Source organism: Mariprofundus sp. EBB-1 (assembly GCF_003665155.1).
In the GTDB taxonomy this organism is placed as follows: Bacteria; Pseudomonadota; Zetaproteobacteria; order Mariprofundales; family Mariprofundaceae; genus Mariprofundus.
On record NZ_RCFQ01000005.1, the window covers coordinates 20,231 to 34,076 of the forward strand.

Annotated in this window: 11 protein-coding genes; 8 read left to right on the top strand and 3 right to left on the bottom strand. The window is 46.5% G+C overall.

Translation table 11 applies throughout. The features are described from left to right. The 4 genes from kdsB to D8Y20_RS03295 all read left to right on the top strand — a co-directional run bounded on the left by kdsB (position 1) and on the right by D8Y20_RS03295 (position 3,578). Complete coding sequence (gene kdsB, locus D8Y20_RS03280; protein ID WP_121541699.1) at positions 1-720, top strand: 3-deoxy-manno-octulosonate cytidylyltransferase; 720 nt, start codon at positions 1-3, stop codon at positions 718-720. A 108-nt stretch (positions 721-828) separates the two neighbouring features. Next, complete coding sequence (locus D8Y20_RS03285; protein ID WP_121541620.1) at positions 829-1,461, top strand: hypothetical protein; 633 nt, start codon at positions 829-831, stop codon at positions 1,459-1,461. Between the two features lie 99 nt (positions 1,462-1,560). Then, positions 1,561-1,956, top strand: coding sequence for a DUF2391 family protein (locus tag D8Y20_RS03290; protein WP_121541621.1), 396 nt, complete (start codon positions 1,561-1,563; stop codon positions 1,954-1,956). A 155-nt stretch (positions 1,957-2,111) separates the two neighbouring features. Then, positions 2,112-3,578 (top strand): catalase, encoded by a 1,467-nt coding sequence (locus D8Y20_RS03295; protein WP_121541622.1) that lies wholly within the window; start codon positions 2,112-2,114, stop codon positions 3,576-3,578. A 43-nt stretch (positions 3,579-3,621) separates the two neighbouring features. On the opposite strand, the gene D8Y20_RS03300 is transcribed toward D8Y20_RS03295, so the two are convergent. Continuing rightward, positions 3,622-4,524, bottom strand: a complete 903-nt coding sequence (locus tag D8Y20_RS03300; RefSeq protein ID WP_201265512.1) for a hydrogen peroxide-inducible genes activator — start codon at positions 4,522-4,524, stop codon at positions 3,622-3,624. A gap of 159 nt (positions 4,525-4,683) precedes the next feature. On the opposite strand from D8Y20_RS03300, the gene katG reads away from it, so the two are divergent. After that, positions 4,684-6,924, top strand: coding sequence for a catalase/peroxidase HPI (gene katG, locus D8Y20_RS03305; protein WP_121541623.1), 2,241 nt, complete (start codon positions 4,684-4,686; stop codon positions 6,922-6,924). Between the two features lie 277 nt (positions 6,925-7,201). Beyond that, positions 7,202-7,993, top strand: coding sequence for a GDSL-type esterase/lipase family protein (locus tag D8Y20_RS03310; protein ID WP_121541624.1), 792 nt, complete (start codon positions 7,202-7,204; stop codon positions 7,991-7,993). A gap of 169 nt (positions 7,994-8,162) precedes the next feature. Here D8Y20_RS03310 and D8Y20_RS03315 read toward each other — a convergent pair whose 3' ends face one another. Beyond that, positions 8,163-9,551, bottom strand: coding sequence for a cation:proton antiporter (locus D8Y20_RS03315; protein WP_121541625.1), 1,389 nt, complete (start codon positions 9,549-9,551; stop codon positions 8,163-8,165). A 115-nt stretch (positions 9,552-9,666) separates the two neighbouring features. On the opposite strand from D8Y20_RS03315, the gene D8Y20_RS03320 reads away from it, so the two are divergent. Together D8Y20_RS03320 and lpxK are read left to right on the top strand one after the other, a co-directional pair. Continuing rightward, entirely contained in the window at positions 9,667-10,896 is a 1,230-nt protein-coding gene (locus tag D8Y20_RS03320) for a 3-deoxy-D-manno-octulosonic acid transferase (protein ID WP_236075220.1), read from the top strand. Beyond that, on the top strand, positions 10,889-11,911 hold the full coding sequence (lpxK, locus tag D8Y20_RS03325; protein WP_121541626.1) for a tetraacyldisaccharide 4'-kinase: 1,023 nt from the start codon (positions 10,889-10,891) through the stop codon (positions 11,909-11,911). The genes D8Y20_RS03320 and lpxK overlap by 8 nt, the downstream gene beginning before the upstream one ends. 26 nt (positions 11,912-11,937) lie before the next feature. Here the strand turns inward: lpxK and D8Y20_RS03330 are convergent, their stop codons facing one another. After that, positions 11,938-13,845, bottom strand: a complete 1,908-nt coding sequence (locus tag D8Y20_RS03330; RefSeq protein ID WP_121541627.1) for a SurA N-terminal domain-containing protein — start codon at positions 13,843-13,845, stop codon at positions 11,938-11,940. Position 13,846: the final 1 nt, after the last annotated feature.

The following is a 13,846-nucleotide window of genomic DNA, read 5'->3' on the forward strand; positions in this document are numbered from 1 at the left end:
ATGAATATTGCTATCGGTATTCCTGCCCGCATGGGCTCCACCCGTTTCCCAGGTAAACCACTTGCCATGCTGGCTGGTAAACCGATGATCGCACATGTCATTGAAAAAGCGCTTGCTGCTGATTTAGGACCTGTATTTGTAGCTACCGATGATGGCCGTATTGCAGCCATTGCCCGCAGTGCCGGAGCATCTGCTGTCATGACCCGTTCCGATCATCCCAGCGGCAGTGATCGCCTTGCTGAAGCAGTCAGAGAGCTCGACTGCGACATTGTTATCAATGTGCAGGGCGATGAGCCTCTGATTGATCCTGAGGCGATTCGTGCGGTGGTAAAGCCGTTTGAAGATGATGCTTATCTACCGATGGCCACACTGGCTCACCCGCTACGTGACATAAACGACCTGACCGATGCCAATGTGGTAAAAGTCGTATGCAATGCCAAAGGCCGTGCCATGTATTTCAGTCGTGCCCCTATCCCGTTCCCGCGCAGTGCTGCTGCGCAAGCCCTGCAACATGTGGGCCTATACGCCTATCGCAAAGAATTTCTGCTGATTTATCCTTCACTGGATGTGTGTGAAAGTGAACAGACCGAACAGTTAGAGCAGTTACGTGTATTGCATCATGGTTACGATATCGCTGTGACTGTGGGTGATTTTCACTGTATCGGTGTGGATACACCGGCTGATCTTCAACGTGCAGAAACATTGCTCACTGCACCTTAAACCCGCTGCGACATTTCTCTTTTGCACCCTATAGTGCATTAAATCACAGCGCATAGCTGCCACACAGCTCTATACTCTCCTCAGTATTACCGACAGGAGACTATCATCATGACGCAATGGATTTCACAATATTGTCGTATAAAAACAATATTTGGCATCATCGCCCTGCTCTCTTTTTCCGGCTGTGCGACCATGTCGCAACACAGCGATCTGTCAAAAGTAAAATTCACGCTTGATCATATCTCAGATGTCAGCGTTGCAGGCATCAATCTGACACATATCCAATCCCCTGAAGACCTGAATATGTTCCAGATTGCCCGCGCCACACTGGCTGTATCGCGAGAAAATCTGCCTTTGAATCTAACCCTTCATCTGAAATCAGAGAACCCATTGGCCAACAGGGTCGCTGCCAAACTTATACGCATTGACTGGACACTTGTGCTTGATGGCCGCGACACCGTCAGTGGCACCATGCATAACAATATCAAACTGACAGCAGGAAAAGTGGAATCCATCCCACTAAGCCTCAGTCTGAATATGTTCGAATATTTTAATGAAAAGTCAGCCATGGACATGCTTGATCTGGCCCTGGCTTTTGCCGGATCAGATGGTGCTATTCCACAAGGTGTAGCCCTAAAAGTGCGCCCAACCATTGATACCATCTTCGGCCCGATCACCTATGGCAAAGGCATTCTCATTGAACCTCGCCCTAAAGAGCCTACACAGGAACGCTTTATTTAGCGCCGCTTACAATGCCGCTGGAGACTCCTATCTATTATCATGCGTAGGTATAGTATCATTGGACAGCATTTTAATCTGAGCTAAATAGAGATGAATAAAATGAAATTCAGCTTCAATATGGAAGATGCAAGTCAGGTCTTTGTCGGCGCATTTGCGCTGGCAGTGCCAATCTCCTTTTCTGAAGAGGCATGGCGATTAGGAGAAACACTGCCTTTTCCTAATATCATGATGTTATTTGTGCTCTCATTACTATTTCTTACCATTTTCACCTACCAAAGTGTGTTTCAGAAAAATGTTAAATCTCGTTTGTTCGTATTCATATTTCGTATCGTGATAGCGTACTTGATGACAGCTCTGGTTGTTGGCTTGGTTTTACTCTGCCTCGATAAACTACCTCTACTGGACGATCCTGTAACATCGATAAAACGCATCATAGTGATTACTATGCCAGCATCTATGGGTGCAATTATTGTAGACAGTTTTGACAAAGAATAAGTTCAATAACTACTCTTCGCTGCCATTGTACATCATCTATAAAAACAATCGTTATCATTAAAACGTTCAATTTTACTTAAAGACTCACCCATTTACAATTTCTCTACAGAAGCAGTGTCTCTACAGAAGCAGATAAGCTTTACAAGGAGAGCGGAATGAAAAAAAACAATTCATTAACTACATCGGTGGGCATACCAATAGCCAATGATCAAAACTCAATCACCGCCGGAACTAACGGCCCTATTTTGATGCAGGATGTAGCGTTGCTTGAAAAGCTGGCGCACTTTAACCGGGAGCGGATTCCTGAGCGTGTTGTGCATGCCAAGGGAACAGGTGCTTACGGCACCTTTACATTGAGCAAGGATTTATCTGATTACACCATCGCCGATTTTCTACGAGCAGAGGGTAAACAGTCCGAAGTCTTTGTTCGTTTCTCAACGGTGGGCGGCGAAACCGGTTCAGCCGATGCAGAGCGTGATCCGCGCGGTTTTGCCGTGAAATTCTATACAGAACAGGGCAATCATGATGTGGCGGGCAATAATACACCTGTGTTTTTTATACGTGACCCTCAAAAATTCCCTGACTTTGTCCATACCCAGAAACGTGACCCGCACACCAATCTAAAATCAGCTGAAATGGTCTGGGACTACTGGTCACTGAATCCGGAAGCACTGCATCAAATCACTATCCTGATGTCTGATCGGGGTATTCCTAAAGACTATCGTCATATGCATGGCTTTGGTTCCCACACATTCTCATTCTGGAACAGTGGTGGTGAACGCTTCTGGATGAAATGGCATTTCAAAACAGTTCAAGGTGTTAAAAATCTGAGTGAAGAAGAGGCGGCCAAGATTCGTAGCAGTGACCCTGACCATGCCCAGCGTGATCTGGTAGAGGCTATCGAGAGAGGTGAGTTTCCCCGTTGGGACGTCAAGATTCAAATCATGCCGGAGATGGATGCCGAACAATGTGCATTCAATCCTTTTGATCTCACCAAGATCTGGCCACATGCCGATTATCCATTGATCGATATCGGTGTCATGGAACTCAACCGCAATGTTGATAATTACTTTGCGGAAACCGAACAGGCTGCTTTCTCACCCGGTAATATGGTTCCCGGCATAGGCGCTTCACCTGACAGGGTACTTCAGGCCAGGCTGTTTGCTTACCCGGATGCACAGCGCTATCGCATTGGAGCCAACTACAATCAGCTGTCTGTGAACTGCCCGCATGCAACATCGGCACATCACTATCAGCGTGCCGGAGCGATGGCGGGAGCATCATGTCCGTTTAATCATGGCACAAGCGACGGTGCCAGCCCAGCAGTTAACTATGGCCCCAACTCCAAAGGCGGGCCTGTAGAAACGGCATCCCTAAGCGAGCCCCCGCTACGTATCAGTGGTGATGCGGATCGCTACGACCATCAGGAGGGCAATGACAACTATGGCCAGGCTGGAGCTCTGTTTAAACTAATGACAGAGGATCAGAAACAGCAGTTGGTAACCAATATTGCAGGTGGTCTTCAACAGTGCTCAACCCCTGTACAGGAGCGTATGCTACCGCATTTTGATGCCTGCGATGCCGATTATGGCCGTCGTATTCGTCAGGCTATGAAAGCATAAACTGCGAGGCGCAAGGGTATCCGGCTCTTGCGCCTCCTTTTCTTTATGACGCTGAATGCAGCTCCTTTAACAACTCACCGAGCAGAGTAAATTCATCGCTACGACTACTGCCCTTGCGCCAGGCCAGACCAATCTCACGAAAACTCTTTCTGGGCATGGGATGAAGCTCCAGATCAGACTCTCCCCCTATCAATGAGTGCCGGGCCATCGCGGGAAGAAATGTAATACCCAGATCAGCCACTACCATCTGCAACAGGGTCTGCAGGCTTGTTGCAGCAAAACGACTGACCTGATCGGTCTCGCGAACATCACATGCCGCTAACGCATGATCGCGCAGGCAATGTCCATCTTCGAGCAACAATACACTTTCATCAGCTAGTGCATCAAAATCCAGTTTATTTTTCGTGGCGTTTACCCATTTACTGTCTCGTCTACAGGCAAGCAGAAAGGGGTCATCAAATAGTGGCATGACAGTCACGCCTCTCATTTGAAACGGCAAAGCAACCAGAATCAGGTCAAGTTTGCCATCGAGCAACTGCTCGTGAATCACGGCTGTTTTATCTTCACGCAGATACAGTTGCAGCTTTGGGAATCGTTTCAGAACCTCTGGAATGAAAGGCGGTAACAAAAATGGTGCAATGGTTGGAATAACACCAAGTGTCAATCGCCCGCTTAAAGGCGCTTGTCCACTTGCAGCGATTTCAACCAGAGCCTCCACATCGCCGATACACAGACGTGCCTGTCTGACAACTGCAGAACCGGCCTCTGTCATAATCACGCTTTTATTGGAACGATCGACCAACTGCACATCCAGCGTCGTCTCCAGCTCTTTAATGGCAATACTGAAGGCAGACTGTGATATATAACAGGCCGCAGACGCCTTGCCAAAATGGAGATAATCATCGAGTGCGATTAAATACTTCAGTTGTTTGATTGTAGGAATCACTTATACACCTCCGAGATCATCATCGATCTAAATAATGAATCGTTATCATTGATATATCCAATTTTATTTATGCTGATGATGTTTCTATAATTCATATCTAGTCCGCATTATTCATAAATACAGCGAGCTAAATAATGAAGTCCAGAAGGAGGATCAACCATGAAAAAAAGCAACATACTAATGGCTACAATAGTCGCGGGTTTGATGGGCCTGTCGCTATCAACTGCTGTTTTAGCATCCCCAGATTTAGGTAAAGGCGAAGCAAAGCCAAATCAATTCTGGTGGCCTGAGCAGCTCAATCTCAACCCTCTTCGCGCCCATGACATAAAGTCAAACCCTTATGGCGAAACATTTAATTATGCGGAAGCATTTAAAAACCTCGATCTTAAAGCTGTAAAGAAAGATATAGATACTGTGTTGACCACTTCACAAGAGTGGTGGCCATCAGACTACGGTAATTATGGTCCATTTTTCATTCGCATGGCTTGGCACAGCGCAGGCACATACCGCACACTTGATGGACGTGGCGGTGCGGCCGGTGGCCAACAACGCTTTGAGCCCCTCAATAGCTGGCCTGATAATGGAAATCTTGATAAAGCACGTCGATTACTTTGGCCTGTCAAACAGCAATATGGACAGAGTATTTCATGGGCTGACTTGATGATTCTAGCCGGCAATGTCGCCATGGAAAACATGGGCTTTAAAACGCTTGGTTTTGCTGGTGGTCGTGAGGATGACTGGGAACCTGATTTGGTTTATTGGGGCCCTGAGACCAAGTTTCTTGATAATAAACGTCACGACAAAGACGGCAAGTTGATGAAACCTCTCGCTGCTGTTCAGATGGGTCTGATTTACGTCAACCCAGAAGGACCAAACGGTAACCCTGATCCGCTGCTTGCGGCAAACGATATTCGTGAATCATTTGGCCGCATGGCGATGAATGATGAAGAAATTGTAGCCTTAATTGCTGGTGGCCATACGTTTGGTAAAGCACATGGTGCTCGTGATGTACCCAAATGTGTTGGTGTTGAGCCTGCTGGTGCCGCTATTGAAGAACAAGGCTTTGGCTGGAAAAACAGATGTGGTAAGGGCAATGCTGAAGATACAGTGACCAGTGGCTTTGAAGGAGCATGGACATCTTCTCCAGCTGAGTGGACTACCATGTATCTGGATAATTTGTTCAATTTCGATTGGCAGAAAACCAAGAGTCCTGCTGGAGCCATCCAGTGGATACCAACCGATGAGTCTGCTTCGAATCTGGTTCCAGATGCACATATAAAGGGTAAAACTCATGCTCCGATTATGTTCACCACAGATTTGGCTCTCAAGTTTGATCCAAGCTTTGAAAAAATAGCGAAGCGCTTCCAGAAGGATCCGGAAGATTTCGAAAACGCCTTCGCCCAAGCCTGGTTTAAGCTAACACACCGAGATATGGGGCCGCAGGCACGTTATATCGGGGCTGATGTGCCACATATAACGCTTGTTTGGCAAGATCCCATTCCGGCAGTTGATTATAAGCTGATTAATGCAGGAGACATTCAGGATCTTAAAGAAAAGATACTGCAATCGGGTTTGACTGTGCCTGAGCTTGTCGGAACAGCCTGGGCATCCGCGTCAACATTCCGTGGCAGTGACATGCGTGGTGGTGCAAATGGCGCACGCATTCGTCTTGAACCTCAAAACAGTTGGCAGGCGAATGATCCGGCTGAACTGAAGAGAGTGATTCAGGTCCTGGAGAAGCTTCAAAAGGAGTTCAATAAGTCGAAGCAAGACGGAACCAAAGTTTCACTTGCCGACCTGATTGTTCTTGCTGGATCTGCTGCTATAGAGAAAGCAGCGAAAGATGCAGGACACGGTATAAATGTTCCATTTAGGCCAGGCCGTGCAGATGCATCACAGCAACAGACTGATGTGAAATCTTTTTCAGTGCTGGAGCCAAAAGCAGATGGATTCCGCAATTACTTCGCTAGTGATAATGATAGATCACCCGCGGAAATGCTTGTGGACAAAGCAAGCCTGTTGAATCTAAGTGTTCCTGAGATGACGGTTTTGGTCGGTGGCATGCGAGCACTCAACGCCAATTCCGGAAAATCAAAACATGGTGTATTCACAAACAAGCCGGGAACGCTGAATAATGACTTCTTTGTTAACTTGCTTGATATGTCTACAACATGGAAAAAATCAACCAAGTCTGAAGGTGTGTATGAAGGGCATGATCGCAAGACAGGTAAACTTAAATGGACTGCTACGCCTGTAGATCTTATTTTCGGCTCAAATTCTGAGTTGCGTGCTGTTGCAGAGGTTTATGCATTTGATAGCTCGAAAGAGAAGTTTGTGCATGACTTTGTTGCTGTCTGGGTCAAAACGATGAACCTTGATCGCTTTGACAACGGACAATAGATGTAACAGATAGACTAAAAAAATGGGAGGGGCAATTGCCCTCCCATTTTTAATCTCCACTCATGATGGCTAGCTGGGTGGGGTAGCACGACAACGTTACGAAACCCCAGTCAGACCTTTGAATCTCCACCACTTTTCTAGTCGCAATGATGTTTCTGTTTACATCGTAAGCTCAGCATGAGCATCTGACACTGACCCATTTGAGAGAGTCACCCCATCTATTATGCAAGGCTCACCTGAGTCAGCAGCAATAGCCATTTAGTGATATCCTTGCACTATGCGTGAACTGAGAAAAGACCGTATCAAAGCAGTTCTGTTTGATGTCGGTGATGATATTGAATCAGATATTGGCGGTGCCCATGATGCAGGCTTGCAAACTGTACTGGTACAAACAGGATCATCTGCTGGCTTCCATTCTTGGTCTGCCAGAACTGTTAACATGAATCTAAAACGTATATTCAAACCTATTGCAGCGCATCTATCTTATCTGCTGGCGGCATGCTGTTTGTTATCCTGTTCGCAGGCTGCACAACTGCCAAAATTATTTCCTGATGCGGTGATTCTCGCCTTTGGTGATAGTCTGACGTACGGCACTGGTGTTGAAGCTGAGCAGTCATACCCTTCAATATTATCGACCTTAACAGGCCATACCGTGATCAATGCAGGCATCCCCGGTGAAGAGAGTGATGCTGGGCTGGCACGATTGCCCAAACTGCTTGATGAGACACAGCCAGAGTTGATGATCATCTGCCACGGTGCCAATGATATTCTGAGGAGGAAATCACTCAGACAGGCTGAGTTAAATGTGCGGGCTATGGTGAATATTGCACAACAACGCGGCATAGCCGTGATCATCATGGCCGTACCAGAGTTCGGTATATTGTTATCGCCAGCTGACTTTTATCTGAATATTGCTGAACAGATGCATATTCCTATCGAAGATAAAATCATATCACATATCGTTGCCGATCACGCTCTGAAATCAGATCGTGTTCACCCCAACAGTAAAGGCTATCAGCTTATAGCGGAGACAATATATGCGCTAATGAAGGAATCAGGAGCAATATAAAATAATTTTAATTTGCAATTAACACATCACTCATAGCTCAACCCTAATGTTCGACCTGTCTGGTGCCACCCTCCTCCCCTCCCTTAGGCATCAGACACCGTTTAAAAAAAGGCCCCGCGATCGCGGGGCCTTTTATCGTTTTGACTGAAGGGAACTTAAAAACGTGTAATCAGTGATGACCACCCTCTTCTTCCAGCTCCTGTGCAAATATCTCTTTGTTCTTTCCGATAATCGCCAACAGAATAAATGAATAAATAAACGTAGAAAGCATGATCACACCAACCACAATGGCTTTAAACATCTCCAGATGTTCAAAGCTGGATGGAATCATCATCAACATCACCACCGATAAACCGCCCTTAATGCCAGCAAAAGTTAATACTCCCCACCAGCGGAAATTCACATTGGTCATTTTATCCGTTTGATTGGTGATGATAGCAAACTTGGCCATCATGGCCGCACGGATCACTGTAGTGGCTAAGAACATCACTAAAATTTCTGTTTTATAATGCCATAACAGATCCATATCGACGATTTCGGCCATCGCTACAAACAGCATGGTATTGGCCACAATCGCCAGCAACTGAATATCTTCCTTGGTACGCATATGACGATCCCGCTCTTCCACAGTTGCTTTGATCTTATAAACAGCATGCTGAATCAAATTACGTGAAGACTTTTCAGCCATCGATTCACGTTGCAAAGCATTTTCTTCAATTTCAAGCTGCACATTATCAGCAGCAATCTCCTTAGTCATAACGTGATGCACTGTTACCGTTGCAAAAATACAAGCTAAAATACCAGAGAGATGCATATGCGAATGAGCTCCGAATAAATTCAATAGCGCATAAAAATGTTCCGATAACTCAAATGCGCCATAACCGGTCAGTATCAACACCAACAACTCCGCAATACGGTTGGTCGTTGTTTTCATACCGATCAATCCCAAATAACCAATAAACACACCAAACAAGGCAGAACCAACTACCACGAGGACACTGGTTTCTGCCACATACCCGAATGTAATTTCGCCACCATCAAGTGCATACAGACCAATAAATACAAACACAATTAATGCCGTCGCATCATTAAACAGACTTTCACCTTCACAAAGAATTTTCAATCTGTGCGGCAACGCGAAATTGGAGAATATACTGACTACCGATACCGGATCTGTCGCCAGCACCATGGCAAACAGAACGATAATAGCTGCGAATGACAAGTTGTACTCGGCAAACAATGTGTCCCCAACCAACAAAGCTGTCACTACAGAAAGTGCTACCGCCACCACGGCCAGATAAAATAGACTCAGGCCATGCTCTTTGAGATCATCCAACTTCAACTCAAGCGAGTCTGCAATCAGGAGAATTGGCAGTAACAAAATCACCAAGGCTGCAAAATGTTCTGCATCCCCGGTAAGTAAAAACAGATCACCGAACAAGGCATGAAACCCAATAGACAAGGCAATCAGACCAACAGGTGAAGGCAGGCTAATTTTATCTTCCAGTTGCAGTGCTAGGTATAGAATTGCAGCGATAGAAAGTACGGTTATGATCATAGAGGCATCCTTATGTGCAGTATCTTCACAACATTAGCAATAAACAGGCCACAATTGAATGTTATCGTGTGGCGAGAAACTGGTACAATGCACTTCTTCCTGTTCCAATACGCCTATGCGTGATCCTTCCATGAAATGGCGACAACAATTCACCCTTGATCTACCAGCGCCGCAACCCGGTTGTATCTGGTTGCATGCCTGCTCCGTTGGTGAAGTGAGCTCCGTCTTTCCCTTGATCAAGGCTCTGATAAAACAAGGTCACAAGGTACATCTGACCGTGGTCACAGCAACCGGCTTCAGCCATGCTGAACGACTACTGCAAACAGAACTTGCAGCCAACCTTATATCTGTGGCCTTTTTACCGTGGGATTTACCTACCGCGATGTCACGCATGATCAGTAGATTAAAACCGGCACTGCTTTTACTGGCTGAGACCGAATTCTGGCCTGGTATGTTAGCAGCCTGTCGCCAACAACATATTCCAGTCATTGGTATTAACACACGCATTTCAGATCGATCATTCCCACGTTATCGGGCCACATCATGGTTGTGGAAACGCTGGCTGGCTCCCGTGAATCTATTTCTGGCACAGAGTGATACTGATCGTAATCGTTTGATCGCGCTGGGTATTGCAGCATCCCATGTACAGGTTGTGGGAAATTTGAAATATGCCATCAGCCCTCCGAATGTGGACGCTACCGCCCTGCGCCAACAACTCGATGCTTCCGGCTCTCGCCCTATCCTGGTCATCGCCAGCACGCATGAAGGTGAAGATGCACGCCTGTTGGATATGTGGCCGAAGTGGCACACGGCTTGCCCTGAACTGCTTACTGTGATCGTACCGCGCCATCCGGAACGCTTTGATCAGGTAGCGGCCTTAATTCGTCAACGTGGTATCTCTTTATCACGCTGGTCTGACCCATCTTCGATTGCGATCAATAATGATGTAGTACTGCTGGATGCTATGGGCTTACTCACCGATCTCTACACGGTTGCTGATGCCGTCATTATTGCCGGTAGTTTAGAACATATCGGTGGACACAATCCCCTCGAAGCAGCCATATGTGGGCGCGGCATTGTCAGCGGACCGCATATACAAAATTTCCGCGAAATTATGGCCGATATGCAAACAGCAGAAGCGGCTATTGTTTGCCGTGATGATCATGAACTCGAACAAGCCGTGAGTCGTCTGCTCATGCATCCGCAAGAGCTTAAAAGCCTGCATGCCAATGCTGCCCTTTTTATTGAAGACCGTTCACATGTGCTCGATCGCATGTTGGATGCGATCAAAGCGTATCTACCCGCAACAAAGCAAGCTACAGACACAGAACGGACCGATGTTTAAATTACACCACTGGTTTGAACAGATGTGGTGGCGTCCTTCCCCACCTCCTTTATGGCTGCGCGTTGTCGAAGCTTTGTACTCGGGCATCAGTCAAATCCATCTGAACAGGCGCGCTGCCAATATAACTACACCTGCCCTACCGATGATCTCCGTTGGTAATATCACCGCCGGAGGCAGTGCCAAAACACCGTTTGTACTGTGGTTGGCAGAACAACTGAAAGCTCAGGGTTATAGACCGGTTATTCTCTGCCGTGGTGATGGTGGTCAAAACAGATCCGGCAAACGTGTCAGTCGTGATGATCAAGCGGCATACGTTGGAGATGAAGCAAAAATGCTAGCTGATCTCTCCAACTGCCCGGTGATTTCAGCAGCTGATAGAATCGCTGCTAGTCAGATGGCCGCCGAACTGGGTGATATCCTTATTCTCGATGACGGCTTTCAATACAGACATATGCAGCGTTGCTGCGATATCGTGCTCATTCCAGTTGAAGGCATCGGCAATGGACATGGTATTCCAGCTGGCCCATTACGCGAACCTGTGCAAGCACTTGCCCGTGCCGACATTATTATCCGCACCGGCAGCACCTCCAACAAACAGTTATGCGAGAAACTGGGCGATTGGCATGAATGGCAATGGCTTACTGCCCCACTCGATATCATTGATCTCATGAAAACAGGTATACCAACGCCAAAGCATGTCTATGCTGTAACGGCTATCGCCAGGCCTGAGCGGTTTTTCAATGATTTAACAAGCAGCGGACTCTCACTCATCGGCACCAAAGCCTATCCGGATCATTATGCATTCAGTGCCAGTGATGTCAGCGACATATTAAAACTTGGCGAACATATCGCTATCACAGCCAAGGATGCTGTTAAACTGCAAAGTCTGTGGCCTAAAGAGCGCCCCTTATGGTTATTACCGCAACAAGGTCATGCAGAAGCTGAACTATTATCTACCATTCAACATTATCTACCGCAACGAAAAAACCCTGCCGCAAGCGACAGGGTTTCATGATTCTTCTTTGTTCGTAGGGTTAGCGCTTAAAAGCGTTCCAGCTCTCTCTGATTGATCACAATTTCAGAACGATCACGCACAGAAGCCATAAAACGTGCGAAACGCACATTGCCCTTGGCTTTCTCTACCTCTTTACGAATCTCTTCTTTTTTTCCATTGAATGCATCAGTAGCAGGAGCGATGGTTTTCTCTACCCTTACCGCTGCATAGCCTTGAGCTACCTTAATAGACTGAGACACCCAGCTGCCTGAAGCAGTACTGAAAGCACGATTCAACAAACTACGACTCAACCATGACGCACTGTCACCTTCACCATTGCTGCGTAGTGGTTTAGAAATGTATTTGGCCTGACCATATTCCTGTGCCAATTGATCCAGCGATTTACCCGACGACGTGCGAATTGTATCGGCAATATCGCGCGCCTTTTTATTGGCAGCGTCCACTTTAGCGTTGGCTTTCACCTTTGCCGCCACGTCTTCATAAGGCAAGGTATCCGGTTCAATGCGTTCAACCACTTCCAGAGCAACAAAACTGCCATTACTGGCTTCCACAATCTCAATAGGCTGACCTGGCAATGTAGCAAATGCTTTCGAACGAATCTCCACATCGGTGAACATCGGATCCAGTTCAGCTTCTTGCAGACTAACAGCATTGCTTGAGTTCATTTTCAAATTCAGCACATCGGCAGCTGCTTTCAATGAGTCTTCCATACCCAGGGCATCATCCAAATTCTGTGATAGATTGTACGCTTCATTATTGGCAGCGGACTGAAGCAATCCAACACGTAAAGTATCTTTCATTTCAGCATAGCTCTTGGTCGTGGCTGGGCGAATATCATCCAACTGAATCAAATGATAGCCGAACTGCGTCTCAACAATACCGCTGACACTGCCCTTTTCCATCGCAAACACCGCCTGATCAAATCCACTTACCATAGCTCCCGGTTTGAACCAGCCCAGATCCCCGCCCTTTTCGGCAGTAGAATCTTCAGAGACTTCTTTAGCGATCTTGGAAAAATCTTCACCAGCCTTGATACGTGCCTGTACAGCTTCAATCTTCACACGGGCTGCAAGACGTTCGGTTTCTGAAGAATCCGATTTAAGTTTAATCAATATATGACGCGCTTTACGCTGTTCAGCTTCAACAAAATCACCTTTTTTCGCATCATATGCAGCCTGAATTTCTGACTCATCAACGCTCATATCTACAGCCAGAGCATTTGGATCAATCTCTACAGTATTCACTTTAATCCGTAGTGGTGATTGATAATCACCTTTATGTGATTCGTACCAGGCTTTGGCATCGGCTTCAGAGATTGTCACCTGATCCATTACTGAAACCGGATCAACAACAATAGCCACCAATACGCGTTGTTCATATTCACGATCAAAACGTTCGCGAATTTCAGCATCACTAACATGCACAGAGCCAACAATCGCTTGCTGCAGTGCATCAACCACCACATTCAATCGCACATCATTCTCATAATCCTGCTCTGAACCAAAGCCCATATTGCGGGTCAGTGCCTGATAACGTTTCGGATCAAATTCACCAGCAGACTGGAATGAGGGGTTATTTGTAACTGTTGCCAAGACCACCGCATTCGGTGCCGTAAGCCCTAGCTCTGTGGCGGTATTGAGCATAACTCTACGGTTGATGATCGTTTGTAAGGTATTGTCTTTCACATTCAGTGATTTGATCAAATCCTTGGAATACTGTTTACCCAGCATAGAGCGGTAATAGTTAATCTGGCGGTTATAAGCCTGATAAAACTCAGCATTACTCACTGGAGTATCATTGATGGTGGCTACCGGCTCTGAATTGCCGCCTGTGAAATAATCACCAACACCCCACAAAACAAACGATAGTGCGATACCGCCAAGGATGATTTTTGCGACCCAAGACTTCGCATGTTTACGCATCGATTCGAGCATT